The organism is Isoptericola sp. F-RaC21 (genome assembly GCF_038593535.1).
Classification (GTDB): domain Bacteria; phylum Actinomycetota; class Actinomycetes; order Actinomycetales; family Cellulomonadaceae; genus Isoptericola.
On sequence record NZ_JBCFYX010000005.1, the window covers coordinates 313297 to 332762 of the forward strand.

Annotated in this window: 7 protein-coding genes; 5 read left to right on the forward strand and 2 right to left on the reverse strand. The window is 72.2% G+C overall.

Annotated features, from left to right (window positions below):
* Nucleotides 1-80: 80 nt before the first annotated feature.
* Complete coding sequence (locus tag AAG589_RS19670) at nucleotides 81-5237, forward strand: CshA/CshB family fibrillar adhesin-related protein (protein WP_430568983.1); 5157 nt, start codon at nucleotides 81-83, stop codon at nucleotides 5235-5237.
* Between the two features lie 4 nt (nucleotides 5238-5241).
* On the opposite strand, the gene AAG589_RS19675 is transcribed toward AAG589_RS19670, so the two are convergent.
* Entirely contained in the window at nucleotides 5242-5670 is a 429-nt protein-coding gene (locus AAG589_RS19675; RefSeq protein WP_430568984.1) for a hypothetical protein, read from the reverse strand.
* Nucleotides 5671-5892: 222 nt separating this feature from the next.
* On the opposite strand from AAG589_RS19675, the gene AAG589_RS19680 reads away from it, so the two are divergent.
* Nucleotides 5893-14199, forward strand: coding sequence for a DUF5979 domain-containing protein (locus tag AAG589_RS19680; RefSeq protein ID WP_430568985.1), 8307 nt, complete (start codon nucleotides 5893-5895; stop codon nucleotides 14197-14199).
* A 164-nt stretch (nucleotides 14200-14363) separates the two neighbouring features.
* Nucleotides 14364-14639, forward strand: a complete 276-nt coding sequence (locus AAG589_RS19685; protein WP_430568986.1) for a GlsB/YeaQ/YmgE family stress response membrane protein — start codon at nucleotides 14364-14366, stop codon at nucleotides 14637-14639.
* A 74-nt stretch (nucleotides 14640-14713) separates the two neighbouring features.
* On the opposite strand, the gene AAG589_RS19690 is transcribed toward AAG589_RS19685, so the two are convergent.
* Entirely contained in the window at nucleotides 14714-15133 is a 420-nt protein-coding gene (locus tag AAG589_RS19690) for a transferase (RefSeq protein WP_430568987.1), read from the reverse strand.
* A gap of 210 nt (nucleotides 15134-15343) precedes the next feature.
* Between AAG589_RS19690 and AAG589_RS19695 the strand changes: the two genes are divergently transcribed.
* Both AAG589_RS19695 and AAG589_RS19700 read left to right on the forward strand, forming a co-directional pair.
* Complete coding sequence (locus AAG589_RS19695; protein WP_430568988.1) at nucleotides 15344-16321, forward strand: LacI family DNA-binding transcriptional regulator; 978 nt, start codon at nucleotides 15344-15346, stop codon at nucleotides 16319-16321.
* Between the two features lie 159 nt (nucleotides 16322-16480).
* Nucleotides 16481-19465: a fibronectin type III domain-containing protein gene (locus AAG589_RS19700; RefSeq protein WP_430568989.1), complete on the forward strand. Its 2985-nt coding sequence runs from the start codon at nucleotides 16481-16483 to the stop codon at nucleotides 19463-19465.
* Nucleotide 19466: the final 1 nt, after the last annotated feature.

Consider the following 19466-nt stretch of genomic DNA (forward strand, 5'->3'; position numbering starts at 1 on the left):
CCGTTCGCGGTGGCGACCCCGGGCCGTCGCCCCTACCTTGGCGAGCGGACCGAGATGTCCCGGCACGGAGGGGGAGACCGATGCGGGAGCGAGGTGCGCCGCGGCGCCGGACGGCGGCGGGGGTCGCGCTGGCCCTGGTGGCCGCGCCGTCCGTCGTGGTGACGGCGACGGTCGCGGAGGTGGCGACGGCGCCACCCGCCGCGGCGACGTTCGCCACCGGCGGCGACGGCCTCTACAAGGGCGCGATCGACTGGTTCGACTTCGACACGGCTGGCAGGCAGATCGTCGAGGGAGAGACCGACACGACGACCCGCACCATCGGCGACCAGGAGCTGGTCACGACCTGCACGCTCTCGGACCTCGACGGCGAGATCCAGACGTACCGCCCGGGCACGTGGCGCGGCGACGGCCTCGACGACCTGTACAACGTGGGCGGGCCGGACAACGCGAACACCCTGGTCAACGGCATCGCGAACACCAACAACGCCGCGACCGTCGCCTTCGACTTCGACTGCGACGTCACCCTGGACGGGGAGCCGGTGCCGGTCGGCGGACTGGTCTTCGCCGACGCGGAGAGCTCGAACCTCCGGCAGGGCGAGTTCGTCGCCGCCACGACCGACGAGGACGTGACCTGGCGCGTCATCGACCGGTACCGCACGTGCGACACGTCCGTCCTGGCCTGGCTCGAGAACGACCGCCTCCAGCTCGGCCCGGACGCCGACCAGTGCTCCGACGTGCAGCCGGTCGACGAGCTGGGCGAGGGGCCGATGGCCGTCGGCTTCATGGAGGGCGCCACCGGCGCGCGTGTGGAGCTCAAGGGCGGCGGCACGAGCGCCGTCGCCGTCGGCGTGATGCTGCAGACCGACTTCGGCGACGCGCCCGAGAGCTACGGCTCCGCGGGCGCGCTGAACCAGCCGTCGTGGCAGGGCGGGGAGATCACCCCCAACACGCAGGGATCGCAGACCAACGTCTCGGACGACTCCTTCACGCTGGGCACGCCCCAGGAGCCCGTCCTGCGCCTGGGCGACCTCATCGACTCCGAGGGCGACTACCAGCCCAGCGACGACGCGCTCGCCGACGACGAGACGAGCGAGGCCGACGAGGACGGCATCGACCCGCCCGGCACCATCGACACCACCTGGGGGGAGACGCACACGCAGGACGTGCGCTGCTCCGGCGGCGGGTTCGTGTCCGGCTGGATCGACTGGAACGCGAACGGCACGTTCGACGACGGCGAGCGGTCCGACGTCGTGCCCTGCGCGGACGGGACGGCCACGCTGACGTGGACCGTGCCGGACGACGCCGTCGACTCCCTCGGCGACGACGCGACCTTCCTGCGGCTGCGCACGGCCTCGTCCCAGACGGAGGCCGGGAGCCCGACCGGCCTCGCGGCGGACGGCGAGGTCGAGGACTACACGGTCGAGGTGGACGTCCCGAACCCCGGACTGACCCTCACCAAGACGGCGGACCCGGCCGGCCCGGTCGCGCCCGGGACGGACGTCACGTACACGGTGACGGTGGAGAACACCGGCGAGGTGGACTACACGGCCGAGGAGCCGGCGACGTTCACGGACGACCTGTCCGACGTGATCGACGACGCGACGTACAACGAGGACGCGGCGGCCGACGTCGGCGAGGTGACCTACGACGAACCTGTGCTGTCGTGGGAGGGGCCGCTCGCGGTCGGCGACACGGCGACGATCACGTACACGGTGACGGCGAACGACCCCGTCTCCGGCGACGGGACCATGACCAACACCGTCGTCGGGCCCGAGGAGTCCAACTGCGCCGACGGGTCGGACGACGCGGACTGCACCGCCGTCGTCCCGATCCGCGACCTCGTCATCGAGAAGACCGCGGACCCGTCGGGCGAGGTGAGCCCGGGCGACACGGTGACGTACACCGTGACCGTCACCAACCCGGGCGGCGGGGACTACACGGCCGACGACCCGGCGACATTCACCGACGACCTCTCGGGCGTGCTGGACGACGCGACGTACAACGCCGACGCCGCGGCCAACGCCGGCGAGGTGACGTACGCCGAGCCGCAGCTGTCATGGTCCGGCGCGCTCGCGGCGGGCGAGACGGCGACCATCACCTACTCGGTGACGGTGCTCGACCCGGCGGCCACGGACGCTGACGGCACGTTGACCAACGCCGTCGTCGGGCCGCCGGAGTCGAACTGCGCCGAGGGGTCCGACGACCCCGACTGCTCGACCGACGTGCCGGTGCGCGCGCTGCACCTCGAGAAGACGTCGGACGGCGCGGCGGGCGCCCAGCCGGGCGACACGGTGACCTACACGATCACGGTGGAGAACACGGGGTCGGTGCCGTACACGGCCGACGACCCGGCGACGTTCGACGACGACCTCACGGAGGTGCTGGACGACGCCACTTACCACGACGACGCGAGCGCGGACATCGGCACGACGTCGTACGAGGAGCCGACGCTGTCCTGGTCGGGCCCGCTGGAGCCGGGCGAGACCGCCACGATCACGTACTCGGTGACGGTGAACGACCCGGTCTCCGGCGACGGCGAGCTGTTCAACGTCGTCGTCGGGCCGGACGAGTCGAACTGCACCGACCCGGAGTCCACCGACCCGGACTGCGTGGAGCCCGACCCGGTCAAGGCGCTGCAGATCGCCAAGACGTCCGACGCGGACGGCCCGGTGCTGCCGGGCGACACCGTGACCTACACGGTCGAGGTGACCAACACCGGCGGCGCGACCTACACGGCCACCGATCCGGCGACCTTCACCGACGACCTCAGCGAGGTCGTGGACGACGCGACCTGGAACGACGACGCGACGGCGTCGTCCGGCACGGTCTCGTACGCCGAGCCGGAGCTGTCGTGGTCCGGCGCGCTGGAGCCCGGCGAGACGGCGACCATCACGTACTCGGTGACGGTGAACGACCCGCTCACCGGTGACGGGACGCTGACGAACGCCGTCGTCGGGCCGGACGAGTCGAACTGCGACGAGGGCGCCGACCCGGCGAACCCAGACTGCGGCACCGTCACGCCCGTCCGCGCGCTGCAGATCACCAAGACGGCGGAGCCCGACGGCAACGTCGCTCCCGGCGACACCGTCGCCTACACCGTGACGGTGGAGAACACCGGTGGCGCGGACTACACGGCTGAGGATCTGGCGACGTTCGACGACGACCTCACCGAGGTGCTGGACGACGCGGTGTACAACGGCGACGAGGCGGCCGACGTCGGAGAGGTGTCATACGAGGAGCCGACCCTGTCGTGGCAGGGGCCGCTCGCGGCCGGACAGACCGCGACCATCACCTACTCGGTGACGGTCAACGACCCGGTGTCCGGCGACGGCACGCTGACCAACGCCGTCGTCGGCCCGGACGAGTCGAACTGTGACGAGGGCACCGAGGACGGTTGCGGCACCGTCACGCCGGTGCGCGCGCTGGAGATCGCCAAGACGGCGGACCCGTCGGGCGAGGTGCTCCCGGGCGACACGGTGACCTACACGGTGACGGTGGAGAACACGGGCGGCGCGGACTACACGACCGACGACCCGGCGACGTTCACGGACGACCTCAGCGAGGTGCTGGACGACGCGACGTACAACGACGACGCGTCGCCGTCCGCGGGCGCGGTCTCGTACGCCGAGCCGGAGCTGTCGTGGAGCGGCGCGCTCGCGGCCGGCGACACGGCGACGATCACGTACTCGGTGACGGTGAACGACCCGGTGAGCGGGGACGGCACGCTGACCAACGCCGTCGTCGGGCCGGAGGAGTCGACGTGCCCGCCGGGCTCGGACGACCCCGACTGCTCCACCGAGGTGCCGGTCAGGGCCCTGCACCTGGAGAAGACGTCGGACGGCGCGGCCGGGGCGCGGCCCGGCGACACGGTGACGTACACGATCACGGCGACGAACACGGGCCAGGTGGCGTACACCGAGGACGACCCGGCGACGTTCGACGACGACCTCACCGAGGTGCTGGACGACGCGGCGTGGAACGACGACGCGACGGCCTCCTCCGGGGACGTGTCCTTCGCCGAGCCGACGCTGTCCTGGTCGGGTGCGCTGGAGCCGGGCGAGACGGCGACGATCACCTACTCGGTGACGGTGAACGACCCGGCCACCGGGGACGGCGAGCTGTTCAACGTCGTCGTCGGCCCGGAGGAGTCGAACTGCACCGACCCGGACTCGCAGGACCCGGACTGCGTGGAGCCGGACCCGGTCAAGGACCTGGAGATCCTCAAGACCGCCGACCCGGAGGGGCCGGTGGACGTGGGCGACACCGTGACGTACACGGTCGAGGTGACGAACACCGGCAGCGCCGACTACACGGCCGAGGACCCGGCGTCGTTCACCGACGACCTGACGAACGTGCTGGACGACGCGGCGTACAACGACGACGCGGCGGCGGACACGGGCGCGGTGTCGTACGCCGAGCCGGAGCTGTCGTGGAGCGGACCGCTGCCGGTGGGGGAGACGGCCACCGTCACCTACTCCGTCACGGTGAACGACCCCCTGTCGGGCGACGGCACGCTGGCCAACGCGGTGCTCGGGCCGCAGGAGTCGAACTGCCCGGTCGTCATGCCGACCGGCGGCGGGATGGCCGCGTCTGGGGTCTCGACGGCGATCCCCGAGATGCCGGACGGCTGCCAGGTGATCACGCCGGTGCGGGCGTTCGAGGTGTCGAAGACCGTGGACGTCACCGAGGCCGACCCGGGCGACGTCGTGACGTACACCGTCACGGTGACGTCCACCGGCGCCGCCCCGTACACGGACGACGAGCCCGCGGGCTTCACCGACGACCTGTCGGAGGTGCTCGACGACGCGACGCCCGAGGGCGAGCCGACCGCCAGCGCCGGTGAGCTCGGGTTCACCGCGCCGATCCTGCAGTGGCGCGGCCCGCTCGACGTCGACGGCACCGTGACGGTGACGTACGCGCTGCGGATCGACGACCCCGACGAGGGCGACGGCGTCCTGACCAACGTCGTGACGCCCGACGGCTCGGGAGGGACCTGCGCCGGCGACGGCGAGTGCACCACCACGACGACGGTGACGCCGCCCGGACCGAGCCCGACTCCGAGCCCGACGCCGTCGCCGCAGCCCCCGGGCCCCGGCCCGGACGCGGGCGGGTCGACCCCGCCCGGGTACCTGCCGCAGACCGGCGCGGGATGGGTGGGCACGCTGCTCGCGCTCGGCGCGCTGCTCACGCTGGCCGGCGGCCTGCTCTACCGGTTCCGGCCGGGGCGCGAGGGGTAGGCGGTCAGCCGCAGTCGAGGTCGTGCACGATGCTCCGGACGTCGGCGGCCACGGCCTCGGCCTCGTCGTGGAGAGAGGTCGCGGCCTCCTGGAGCGTGGCGTCGTCGTCGACCTGGCCGAACGCCGTCACCAGGGCGTCCCAGTCGCGCTCGACGTCGTCGGTGCGGTCGTCACTCACGTTGGCGATGCTCTCGCGCAGGGTGCGCTGCGCGGCGGTGGCCTGGTCGCGGGCGTCCTGCACCTCCGCGACGGTGGCGTCGGGTCCCAGCGTGTCCGCGAGGCCGCGCAGGGCGTCCGTGTAGGCGGCGGCGTCCGCGCACACCTGCGCGGTGTCGTCGCCCATGGCGTCCGTGCTCTCCTCGCCGCAGCCCGCCAGCAGCAGCGCCGTCGCGCCCAGCAGCGCGATCCTTCGTCCCGCCCTCGGGTGGTCCATCGCCGGCTCCTTCGTCGTGACTGACGCCCTCACCTCGACTGTCGTCGTCCCGCGCGCCGCTCGCGACCGTTCCGACGCATGGGGACGATCCGGGCGTTCCACATGTTCGGGAGGAACCGTCGTTCGCCGAGCCAAGTCCCCCGATGTCTGGCACGTTCGGAGACGGTGCTCGCGCACAGCGTCGCGCGCGGGCGGATTGCACCGATGTGTGGAGGGGCACTGATGGTGGACGGTCGGAAGACTGCGGGGGAACGGCAGCGTCAGCGGGCGCGGCTGCGGGCACGACGGCGCGTGCGCCGCGGCGCCTCCGTGCTGGGCGCGCTCGCGCTCGCGTTCGTGGGGGTCATCATCCCGGCGACGTCGGCGTCCGCGGCGACGTGGGGCATCACCAAGACGGTCGAGACCCCAGGGCCGTACACGCCCGGCCAGCGGGTGACCTACGAGGTGCAGATCTCCTGCTCGGACGCGTCGACCCCCTGCCAAGGCACGGTGTTCACCGACGAGCTGCCGGACGGGCTCGAGCTGATCGACGCGGAGATCGTCAGCCAGCCGTCGGGGACGAACGGAGAGCTCACGGAGGACACGGACGGGGACGTCGTCTCCGCGAGGTGGCCGTCGTTCACCAACGGCCAGCAGGCCACGATCGAGATCACGGTGCAGATCGACCCCGACCTGCCGTTCAGCGCCGACGGCGTGCCGATCGTCAACACCGCGGAGGTCGTGGCGGACAACGCGGCCGAAGACACCGCCGACGCGTCGATCACCCCCGAGGTCGAGCTCGCCCTCGACTCGGAGACCACGAAGACCATCGACCCGGAGGGCGCGCTCGCCGCGCCCGGCACCGCGGCGACGGTGACGATCGGCGGCACGAACACCTCGAACGACACGGTCGACTCCCTCGTCCTCACCGAGCCGTCCGACCCGGCCGCGGATCCCAACCCGTTCACGTACCTCGGCTTCACCGGGTTCGGCCCCGACGGCGACGGCAGCGGCGTGAGCTGGCCGGCGGGGGCCACCGGCGCGGACGTGGCCTTCACCTGCGCCGACGGCTCGACGCCCACGGCGTCGTCCACGACGCCCGACACGTTGCCCAACCCGCCCGAGGACTGCGTGGTGGAGGGGTTCACGGTCACCTTTACCGGCGACATCGAGCAGGGCGCGTCCGCGGACATCCCGTTCTCGGTGGAGCAGACGGAGGCCGTCGAGGGCCTCGACGACACCGCCACCGTCACCAACGAGGTCGCATCGCACGTGACCCACGGGGACGAGGAGTCCGCACCGACGACCGACAGCGACACCTACGTCATCACCCCGCCGAACAACAGCGTCACGGCGTCCAAGAGCTTCGACCCCGACACGGTCAGCGCGGGCGACCCGACGACCGTCACGCTGGGTGGCACCAACACGGGGACGGCGGTGGACTCGATGACGATCGTCGAGCCGGCTCCGGGCACCGACAGCCCGTTCACCGGCCCCGACGCCATCACGTTCACCGGGTTCGGGCCGGACAGCGACGGCACGGGAGTGCAGTGGCCCAACGGCGCGAGCGGGGCGAGCGTGACGTTCACGTGCGCTGACGGCTCCACTCCGACGCTCGAGGCCACGACGCCGAACACCCTGCCCAACCCACCGGCGGACTGCGTGGTCGAGGGCTTCACCGTGACGTTCACCGGTAACCTGCCCACCGGTGCCGAGGCGTCGATCCCGTTCACGGCCGACACCGACCCGGACCAGACCGAGGACGACGTCACGCACGACAACACCGTCGAGGCGGACGTGCCCAACGCCGACGCCGCGACGGCGAACGACCAGCTCGTCACCCTGAACGACCGGCTCGCGACGGCGACGACGAAGAACATCTCGCCGTCCACGATCCCCGCGGTGCCGGGACAGGGCGTGATCGTGCAGCTCCCGAGCCAGCTCGCAGGCTTCGGCCAGGACGGTTCCACGACCAACGCGGACCAGGTGGTCATCTCCGACCCGACGGACCCGAACGCCGCCGACGACTTCTGGGACCACTTCGCCGCGACCGGCGTGCGCTCCACCGACGTCCCGGCGAACTCGACCCTGACGGTGAACTACTGGGACGGCAACTCATGGGAGCCGGCGCCCGGTTGCGGCCCGTACACCGGGCCTGCGACGGTGAGCTGCGACCTTCCGGCGGGCGCCGAGGGCGTGCAGTTCGTCTACGACTCGACCGGCGACGGGTTCCCGCCCGGCACGCAGTTCCAGCCGAACTTCACCGCGGACTTCACCGGGCCGGAGGACTGGGACGCCGAGCTGACGAATTGCGGCGCCTCCAGCGCGTCGTCCGGCACGGTCGATCCGACAGAGCCCGCCGAGGGCTGCGACACCGTCGACCCCTACCCCGTGGACGGCGACGGGCCGGGCGACTTCATCGACAAGACCTTCCTCGAGGGCGACCCGCCCAGCGTGCTGGCGCGGTCCGACGGCCAGGTGACCGGCCAGATCACGTGGTCCACAGGCGGGTTCTCGGGCGTGAACCCCATGGTCATCTCCGACATCCAGAACCCGGAGACGACGGACATCGCGGACTCGTTCTACGACGCGTTCGACCTGATCCGCGTCGAGGCGATCGACAGCTCGGTGGACCCGCTCATCCAGTACGACGCCGTGACCGGTGTCGAGCTGTTCATCGATGGCGCGTGGGTCGACGCGACGAACACCCCCTGCACCGAGGCCGCCCCCTGCGCGGGGTCGTTCCCCGGCTACACACTGACGGAGGACGAGCAGGAGTCGGCAACGTCGGTGCGGCTGACGTACACCGAGAACCCGAACCGCACTGCCACGCCCTCCGACCCGACCGCGCCGGCCGCCGGTGACGGGGTCGCGCGCTCGACGCAGGACGACGGGCGCCACCTCGACCTGACGTTCCAGGTGCGCGACTACAAGCGCAGCGACGGCTCGCCCGCGCTGGGGTCGACGAAGGGCACCATCTACAACCTGCCGGACGACCCGGGCATGGTGCGCAACACGGCCGAGGGGACGGCGACGTACGACGGCGGAGAGTTCACCGACTCCGACTTCGACGACGTGCTGATCATCGACCAGCCGCTGAACGTCGGCGTCACGAAGGAGTGGAGCGGCGGGGCGATCTCCGTGCCGCCGGACGGGACGGAACCGCAGTTCTACCCGTCCACCACCGTGACCGTCACGGGGACCAACGAGTCGGCCGCCAAGGTGGATCAGCTGCGCCTCGTCGACCCCGCGGACCAGGGCTCCGGCGACGTGCAGACCGCCGAGGGCACCCACCCGTTCGACACGTTCACGCTCACGGAGATCGCCCTCACGCCGCCCGCGGGCGCGACGTCGACCACGGTGACCCTCACCTACGAGGGCGGCGACACGGCGACGTTCACCGAGGAGCAGGCCGAGGCGCTGACGGCTGCCGACCTGGCCACGGTGGTCGGGATCGAGACGTCCTACGACGGCCTCGTGGAGGCGGGCGCGTCCGGGTCGATGGAGCTCACGCTCCAGCTCCGGGCGGCGGACCGGTACACCGGAGAACCGATCGACGGCGGCGACGGCGAGATCGTCGTCGACGAGAACCCGGTGCCGAACGGCGCCGCGGCCACCATCGCCGACCCCGGCGGCGTCGAAGGCGACACGCGACTCGCCAACGACGACGCGGACATGCAGCTGCAGACGGCGGACATCTCTCTCGACGTGACGAAGTCGTTCAGCCCGGACACGGTCGTCGAGCCGAACCACGGCGCGGACGCCGACGACACGCCCGTCACCATGACGATCAGCGGCACGCCGCAGGGGCCGTCGCGCAGCGTCGAGATGGTGCTCACCGACGACGAGCCGCAGTTCTGGAACCAGTACGACTTCGTCGGCTTCGAGGGCGCCGCCCTGACGGCGCCGATCCAGCTGGTTCAGGTGGACGCCTACACCGGCGGCACGTTCACCGGCGACGACGACGGTGTCACCGTGACGGGGGGCGAATGGAAGACCGGCACGCCGTCCAGCACCTTCACGCTGCCGGACGGCGTGGAGCCGGGAGACGTGCAGGGCCTCCGCTTCACTTTCAGCCGCGAGGACGGCTCGATCTGGGAGAACCCCGCCACCCCCACCCAGGAGGTGCCGATCCAGATCCTGCGCCGCGACGAGTTGCGCACCGGCGGCCCGGTGCTGCCGGACCTCGAGGCGAACGCCCCGGCACCGGGGGAGACCGACCCGGGCGTCGCGAGCAACACCGTCACCGGCACCACGACGGGAGCCGACCTTGTCGTCGACCCGGACACGGGCGAGCTGGTCCCCGTCTCCGACGACGACTCGGCCGACGCGTCGATGCTGTACCAGCACGCGACCAACGGCGTCGAGATCGCCAAGGACTTCGACGGCAAGGTGTCCGGGGGCATCAAGGCGCCCAACGCCGTGTTCCCGATGAACATCGAGGTGACCAACGCGGGTGACCGACCGATCACCGATCCGGTGATCCTCGACGACCCCATGCCGACGGACGACGACGGCGCGCAGCTGCGGCTGGCCGACGTCGACGAGCCGTTCTCCTACGCGCTGGCCGGCGACGACCCGGACACCGACACGCCGAACCTGCCGACCGACGCGGGCGACGTGACGGTGGACCAGACGGGCGACCTCGAGGGACTGCGGTTCACCTTCCCCGAGGGCTCGGTGCTGGAACCGAACCAGACGTACACGGTCACCGTGATGGTGATGTTCCGGGTGGGTCTCCCGCCAGACACGGTGGTGTCGAACACCGCGGGCGTCACGGGCGACAGGCCCTGGGACGAGTGCTCGCCGACGCTGGACGAGGAGTCGGGCGCGTGCGAGGCGACCGCCGACGTCCGTCCCTCGGAGTCGGCGGCCCTCTCGCAGTCGAAGCGGGTCAAGGCGACGGAGAACGACGAGCTGGAGGTCTTCGTCGACCCGGCCGCCGACCCGGGCACGACCTGCACCCCCGACGAGGACGGCTTCTACGGATACCCGTGTACACCTGTCGTGCCGCCCGGCCACGACGAGACGTGGCGCATCCGGATCGACAACGTGGGCAACGACCCGATCACCAAGCTCGTGACGTACGACCGGATCCCGGCCCCTGGCGACACGGGGTCGTACGACACGGACCCGCGCGGCTCGGCGTGGCGGCCGTACCTGTCGGCCGAGCGGCTCCCGGCCTTCCGGGACCTGCCGCCGGGTGTCGAGGGGCGCCTCTACTACTCCACGTCGGCCGACTACTGCATGGATGACATCGAGGACCCGCTGAACGAGCCGATCTGCCCGACCGACGACCCGGAGACCGGATGGGTCCGGCTGACTCCGGGCCTCACGGACGACGAGTACGCCGCGATCCGCGCGATCAAGATCGTCGCGACGTTCCCGGACGACCGCCCGATGATGCCCGGCGACTTCGTCACGGTGGACAAGACGACGACCACGCCCCCGACCGCCCCTGCGGCGGGGGACCGGTCGATCGCGTACAACTCGGCGGCCGCGGCGGCGGCGTACGAACGCGCCGACGGGTCCATGCGCAACCTCCTGCCGACCGAGGGGCAGAAGGTCGGCGTCGCGACGGCGACCGGCTCGCTCAACGTGGTGAAGTTCGCCGGGGGCCCTGGCGAGGAGTACGCCCCGGACGAGTTCCAGCTCAACGTGCAGTGCACGTCCGCCGTGGGGACATGGGTCGAACGGGAACTCGACCCGATACCTATTACCGTGCCGAACGGCGGCGCGGTGACCGTCGACGACCTGCCGTACGGTGCCGAGTGCACCATCACCGAGGACGACGGCGTGAACGGCGAGACGGAGCTGTTCGTCGGGACGGTGACCATCGGCGAGGAGCCGGACACGGTGGGTATCACGGCCGTGAACTGGTACGAGCTCGGTTCGCTCGAGCTGTCGAAGGACGTCGTGAGCGACGCCGTCGACCAGGACGGCAACGCGATCGCGTACGGCCCGTTCGAGGCGACCGTGGAGTGCACGTTCCTCGGCGAGGACGTGTACGCGGACGGCTACTCCGCAGACGACCCGATGGTCGTGGAGCTGGCCGGCGACGGCACGCCCGTGACCCTCTCGGGCCTGCCCGTCAACGCCGACTGCACCGTCACCGAGTCGGACACCGCGAACGCGGCGTCCACCACGATCACGGTGACGCAGCCGGGCGAGGACCCCGTGGAGACGGACGGCACGTCGGCCGACGTGACGATCGTGCCGGACGACGAGGGCACGGCGGGCACCCAGATCGGCATCGCCAACACGTTCGACGTCGGTGCGATCAATCTGCAGAAGGTGGTCGAGGGCGAAGGCGGGGACGCCTACGGCACCGGACCGTTCCACATGCAGGTGGTCTGCACGTATGACGCCGACGGCGACGGTCCGGGCGAGGCGGGCACGGTCTACGACGGCGAGGTGGTGCTCGGCGGCGCCGGGCCCCTCGAGGCGCAGGTCTCGAACCTTCCCGTCGGCGCGGACTGCCAGGTGACGGAGACCGACGACGGCGGGGCCACCGGGTCCGTCGTCGTGCCGGACACCGTGACGGTGGACGCCGACGAGGTCGCCCAGGTGGTCATCACCAACACGTTCGACGTCGGCACGGTCGAGGTGGACAAGGAGCTCGACGGCCTGGGCGCGCTCTACGGCCCGGGGCCGTTCGAGGTCACGCTCGAGTGCACCTACGGGGAGGACGCCGACGGCGACCCGGTGACCATCGCCATCCCGGGCGGCGCGGTGCGGACGTTCGTCCCGGGCCAGCCTGCGACGTACGAGGGGCTGCCCGTCGGCGCGGAGTGCACGGTGACCGAGACGGACGACTTCGGCGCCACCGAGACCTCGGTGAGCGTCGACGGCGGCGACCCGGTCGACGGGAACACGGCGGACGTCGTCGTGCCGCCCGCGGACGACGGCGCGGCGACCGCCGTGACCGTCACGGTGACGAACACGTTCCTCACCAGCCCGCTCCTGGTGCAGAAGGTGGTGGATGGCGACGGTGCGAACTTCGCGCCCACGATGCCCGAGATCCCGCCGCTCCCGGACCTGCCGGAGGACCCGGTCTCGCAGGACGAGCTCGACGAGCTGATCGCGCAGCTGGAGGACTACTACGCGCAGTTCCCGCTCGAGAACGTCCCGTACCAGGCGTCCCTGGAGTGCACCTTCCAGGGTGCGCAGATCCAGATTCCCGGCGGTGCGACACGCCCGTTCGGGCCCGGCCTTCCGGGTGTGTACTTCGGTCTCCCGGACGGCGCGGTGTGCACCGTGACCGAGACCGAGGACGGCGGCGCCACCTCCGTGACGCTCGAGCCGAACCCGATCGAGATCGAGGAGACGGACCTTCCGGCCGACCCGCTCACGGTGACGGCGACCAACACCTACGACACCGGGTCGATCGAGGTCGAGAAGGTGCTGGACGGGCCGGCCGCGGAGTTCGTCACGGCACCGTTCGAGGTGTCGCTGGCCTGCACCTTCGAGGGGCAGGAGATCGAGGTGCCGGGCGGGGCCACCCGCACGGTGACCCCGGACGAGCCGGCCACCTACGACGGGCTGCCCGTGGGCGCCGAGTGCGTCGTCACCGAGACGGACGCGGCGGGCGCGGCGTCGACAACCGTCAGCACGACCGTGGACGGCGGCGACCCGGGCCAGGTCGTGGTGCCCGGCGCGGACGACGACCCGGCGACGATCACGGTGACCAACACGTTCGACGTCGGCGAGGTCTCGGTGTACAAGGCCGTGGACGGTGACGGGGCCGCGTTCGGCACCGGGCCGTTCGAGGTGAGCCTGGAGTGCACGTTCCAGGGCGAGCCGATCGACGTGCCCGGCGGCGCCACGCGCGAGCTCTCGCCCGACGGGATGGTCGTCTACGACGGGCTGCCGGTGGGAGCGGACTGCGTCGTCACCGAGACGGACGCAGGCGGGGCGACGTCGTCCACCGTCTCGACGGCGGTCGAGGACGGCGACCCGGGCCAGGTCGTGGTGCCGGCCGCGGACGCCGACCCGGCGACGATCACGGTGACCAACACGTTCGACGTGGGGTCGGTCGCGGTGACCAAGAAGGTCGACTTCGAGGGCGACTCCTACGACGTCGGGCCGTTCGAGGTGACCCTCGCCTGCACGTTCCAGGGCGAGGACATCACGGTCCCGGGCGGCGCGGCGCGGGAGATCGCGGCGGGCGACACCGTCACCTACGCGGGGCTGCCGATCGGCGCGGAGTGCGTCGTGACGGAGACGGACGACGGGGGCGCGGCGTCGTCCACGGTCTCGACCGTGGGCGACCCTTCGACAGGCTCAGGGGAGTCCGGCGACCCGGGCGCGGTGACGATCGCTGCGGACGCGGCGTCGGTCACGGTGACGAACACGTTCGACGCCGTCCCGCCGCCCCCGAGCGGCGGTGGCACCGGCGACAACGGTGGCGGCGACAACGGCACGGGTGACAACGGGGGCGGCTGGCTGCCGACCACCGGTGCCGACATCGCCCTGTGGGTCGGCCTCGCCGTCCTGCTGGTCGCCGGCGGGATCGTGCTCGTCGGGATCCGGAGGCGCCACCAGCAGTGACCCCGCTCGCTGGTTGAGCCTGTCGGGTTTCGACAGGCTCAACCAGCGAGGGCTCGGCAGGCTCAACCAGCGCGGGCTCGATCGGTTCGACCGGCGGGCACCGGGCACCCGTCGTAGGTTCGATGCGGCGCGACCTGCGCCGTCGTCGAGGAGGGAGCAGCACCGTGACCGTCACCGGCATCATCACCGCGATCATCATCGGCGCGATCATCGGGGCCCTCGGGCGCCTGGTCGTCCGCGGGAAGCAGAACATCTCGATCATCGTGACGATCATCATCGGGATCGTCGCGGCCCTGCTGGGCACGTGGATCGCGAGCCTGTTCGACGTGAACGACACGGGCGGGTTCGACTGGCTCGAGCTGATCTTCCAGATCGTGCTGGCCGCGATCGGTGTGTCCATCGTCGCCGGGATGGGCGGACGCAAGCAGACGACGCCCTGACGACACGGGTCGGGCCGGCCATCGCCAGACGATGGCCGGCCCGACCGTGCGTGGACCCGTGCTGACGCGGCGCGTCAGGCGGCGGTGCCGAAGTCCTTCCGGCGGCGGTCGCCGTGCGCCGTCTCGCCGTCGGGGACGATCGCGTCGGGCGGCACGACGACGCCGGCGGGCACGCGGCTGTCGGTGCCGAGGCGGGTGCCGGAGCCGACGCGGGCGTCGTCGCCGACGACGCCTCGCACGCCGACGTGCACGTTCTCGTCCACGCGGGCGCCGCGCCCGACGACGGCGTCGACGTCGACCCAGCTGAACCGGCCCACCTTGGCGTGCGCGCCCACGCGGGCGCCGGCCTCGACGTACGCGCCGGGCCTGATGGTGGCGTCGGGGTGGACGCTGGCGTGGGGCGAGACGAAGCCCTCGCCGTTGTCGTGCCGGAGGTATCGGGTGAACTTCCCCGGCTCGTGCTCGACCTCGACCTTACGGGGGATGCGTCGCAAGAGTGCTCCTCATGGTGCGGGTGAATCTTGTGACATAACGCGCAAGCGCCCTCTGGTGTTCCCGGGGGTGGCGCCGGGAACCCGGGGCGGATCGGGCGGCTGCCCGTTCCCGTGTGCAGTACGGTCGGGTCCTCAGCGGGGACGCCACCTGGTGGCGCGTCGACGAAAGGGAGCGCTGGCGTGCGCAGACACCGTGCGAGGCTGGCTGACGTGGCCGAGGCCGCGGGCGTGTCGATGTCGACCGCGTCGAAGGCCATCAACGGTCGGGGACGGATCAGCGCCGCCACCCGACGGCGCATCCTCGACAGCGCGCGCGAGCTCGGGTTCGTCGCCAGCAGCGGGCCGGGCCGGCAGCCCGTCACCTCCGTGGGGGTGCTCGCCGCCGACCTGGAGTCCCGGTTCTCGCTGCCCATCCTCGACGGGCTCGAGGACGGGCTGAGCTCCTCGTCCTCGTTCGTGCACCTCTGCAACGCCCGCGGCGACCGGCTGCGCGAGCGCCACCAGCTCAACGCGCTGCTCGACCGCCGGGTGGACGGGCTGATCGTGGTGGGCGGGCGCACCGAGGAGCGCGACCCGGTGGGCGAGGACCTGCCCGTGCCGGTCGTCTACGTGCACAGCCGGTCCCGGGACCCGCGCGACACCTCGCTGGTGGTCGACGACGCGCAGGGCGGCCGCCTCCAGATCGAGCACCTCGCGGCGCTGGGGCGCACCCGGGTCGCGCACATCAGCGGGCGGCCGCAGTACCGGGTGGCCGCCGACCGCAAGGTCGGTCTCGCCGAGGCGGCGGAGACCCTGGGGGTGCAGCTCGTCGCGGAGCTCGCCGACGGTCCGCGGACCGCGCTGTGGGGCCGCTCGGCGATGCTCCGGATCCTCGAGAGCCACGGCCGCGACGCCGTCGACGCCGTCGTGTGCGACTCCGACGCCATCGCGCTCGGCGTCATCGACCGGCTGCGGCGGGAGTCGGTGCGCGTGCCCGAGGACGTGGCCGTCGTGGGGTACGAGAACTTCGGCCCGCTGGTCTGGAACTCCGACCCGGCGATCACGAGCGTCGACATGCTGCTCGAGGAGATGGGGCGCGAGGCGGCGCGGCTGCTGCACGGTGCGCTCGCGGGCGGTGGCCTCGAACCGGGGGTCGTCGCGATGCCGTGCGAGCTGGTGCCGCGCGGCTCGACGACGCGCGGTCTCTGAACGCTCTCCGACCCCGCCGTCGGCCTGTCCACCGTCGTTCGTCCCTGTTGACGTGCGCGGACGTGGGGGCTACGTTCAGGAAACCGCATTCCCACAATGTTGCGCACGTACAGAGAGGTACGGACGATGAGGGCACGACGGTCAGCAGCACGATCCGCAGTGGCGATCGCCGCCGGGACGGCGGCCGCGCTCGCGGCTGTCGCGGTCCCCGCGGCACCGGCGTCGGCGGGGTACGACGCCCTCCCGGCGTTCCCCGGGGCGGAGGGCTTCGGCTACGCCGCGACGGGGGGCCGCGGCGGCGAGGTCTACCACGTCACCAGCAAGGAGCTGACGGGCCCGGGCACGTTCCACGACGCGCTCACCACGGCGGGCGACACCCCGCGCACGGTCGTGTTCGAGATCGCGGGCGACGTCGAGATCCCGCAGATCGTCGTGCGCGACAAGCACGGGATCACCATCGCCGGCCAGACGGCGCCCGGCGACGGCGTGACGATCAAGGGCAACACGGTGCGCTTCGTCGACAGCAGCGACGTCGTCATCCGCAACATGCGGTTCCGGCTGGGCTCCGGGTCCACCGACGACGCGATGTACCTCGAGGACTGCCAGGACGTCGTCATCGACCACTCGTCGTTCTCGTGGGCGGGGGACGAGGTCCTCTCGATCAAGAGCAAGGACTACGAGAACCCGAAGTCCAAGAACATCACGGTGCAGTGGTCGATCATGTCCGAGGGCCGGCTGACCCACTCCATGGGCGGGCTCGTCGAGATGAACACCATCTCGATGCACCACAACCTCTACGCCCACAACAACGACCGGAACCCGAAGACCAAGGGCGTCATGGACTTCGTGAACAACGTCGTCTACAACTGGGGCGACTTCCCCTACGTGGCCGGCGGGGAGTCCGGGACCAAGGGGTACGGCAACGTGGTGGGCAACTACTTCGTCGCCGGCGTGAACTCCGCGAACCCCACCGCCGCGGTGGTGCGCGGCAACGAGAACTACCAGGTCTTCCTCGACGACAACCGGATCGACAGCGACCGGGACGGGGTGCTGAACGGCAAGGACACCGGCTCGGGGATGATCGAGGCCGCCCGCCCGGCCGTCCGGGTGCCCGAGCGCTTCGAGTATCCGCCGGTGCACACCCAGAGCCCCCGCCGCGCGCTCGGCCTGACGCTCGACCACGCCGGCGCGTCCGTCGTGCGCGACGCCGTCGACGAGCGGGTGGTGGACAGCGTCCGCGAGCAGTCCGGCGCGATCATCGGCGACGAGTCGGACGTCGGCGGCTACCCCGAGCTCGACGAGGGCACGCCGGCGCCCGACGCCGACCGCGACGGCATGGCCGACGGCTGGGAGCGTGCGCGCGGACTGGACCCGACCGATGCCGAGGACCGCAACGGCGACGACGACGGCGACCGGTACACGAACCTCGAGGAGTACCTCAACGAGCTCGCGGCGCCGGGCTTCCCGAAGGGGTATCCCATGACGCCGGTGGACTGGTCCGGCGAGGCGTTCGAGCCACCGGCGCCCGAGGCCCCGGAGGCGGCCCCGGCAGCATCCCTGAACGGCGACGCGATCCGCAGCGCCGTCGTCACGGACTCGAGCAGCAACGGCGCCGCCAACGCCGCGCTGTGGTCGATCCAGCAGAACCTGCAGGTGGGGGACTACGTCGCCGGCGACCGGACGACCGGCAGCAAGGCGTACCGGTTCACGGCGGTGCCGGACCGGCTCCAGGGGCTCGAGTGGGTCCGGTCGGCCGTCGAGTCGCGCGGCGCCACGAACGACGACCTGCTCTCCTTCTACCTGCCCGTGGACGCGGACGTGTACGTCGCGCACGACACCCGCATCTCGCCGCGCCCCGCGTGGCTCACCGACGTCTACGAGCCCACCGGCGACACCGTCACCGACGACCACGGCGGCGAGTGGGACGTGTTCACGGCGCACCTCCCCGCCGGGTCGCGCGTGGTGACCGGGGCCAACGGGGGCGGCACGGTGCTGAACTACTTCGTGGCCGTTGACCCGTCGGCGGGCGACGACGAGCCGGTGGCCACCGCGCCCGCCGACGTCCGCGCGGAGGCCTCGGAGGACTCGGCGATCGACGTCGGCTGGACGGGCTCCGACGGCGCGACCGCGTACCTCGTGGAGCGGGCGTCGTCGTCCGAGCCCGCGATGCGGGTCGTCGCCAGCACCGCGGACACCACCTTCCGCGACGCCGACGTCGAGCCCGGGGTCCCCTACCGGTACCGGGTGACGGCGGTCGGGCCGGGCGGCGCCTCCGCGGCGTCGGACGCCGCGAGCGCGCTCGTGACCTCGGGGTCGACGACGGCGCCCGCGCCGGGAGACCTCGACGTCACCGCCCAGCGCAGCTATTCCGTCGACCTGGGGTGGTCCGCGGTCGAGGGCGCCACGGCCTACGGCGTGTATCGCGCGCCGGCCGACGGCGGCGACCTCGAGCTGCTCGGCCACGTGGCCGACCCGGGGTACACCGACGACACCGCGGAGCCGTCGACGGCCTACCGCTACGCCGTCACGACGGTCTCGCCGGGCGGCGAGTCGGAGCCGTCCGCCGACGTCTCCGCCGCGACGTCGGGCCCGCTGGACCCGGTCGTGGCCCCGGGGCAGGTGCGCGCCACGGACGTGACGGCCGCGGCGTTCACCCTCGACTGGGAGCCGGTGGACGGCGCCGAGACGTACCAGGTGTACCGGCGGGACGGCGGGGGCGCGTTCGCCCCGGTGGGCACGACCACCGAGCCCGGGTTCACCGACGACACGATCAGCGCCTCCGTGGCCTCGTACGACTACGCCGTCGCGGCGGTGAACGAGCTCGGCGAGTCGGAGCGGAGCGCGACCGTCACCGTGCCGCTGCCGGTGCCCGCGCCGCCCACCGACCTGCGCGTGGGCCTGCAGGGGGCCACGTACACCGGGCTGGTCTGGACGGCGGGCGGGGGCGCGACGGAGTACCGCGTGCTGCGGTCCGCGGCCGGCGGCGAGCCCGAGGAGGTCGGCGTCGCGAAGGTGCACACCACCTACGACCGGGGCCTCGAGCCCGGCACGGCGTACACCTACCGGGTGGTGGCCGTGAACGCGGCGGGCACGTCGGAGCCGTCGGCCGCGCTCGACGTCACGACCCCGCCCGCGTCGCGGTAGC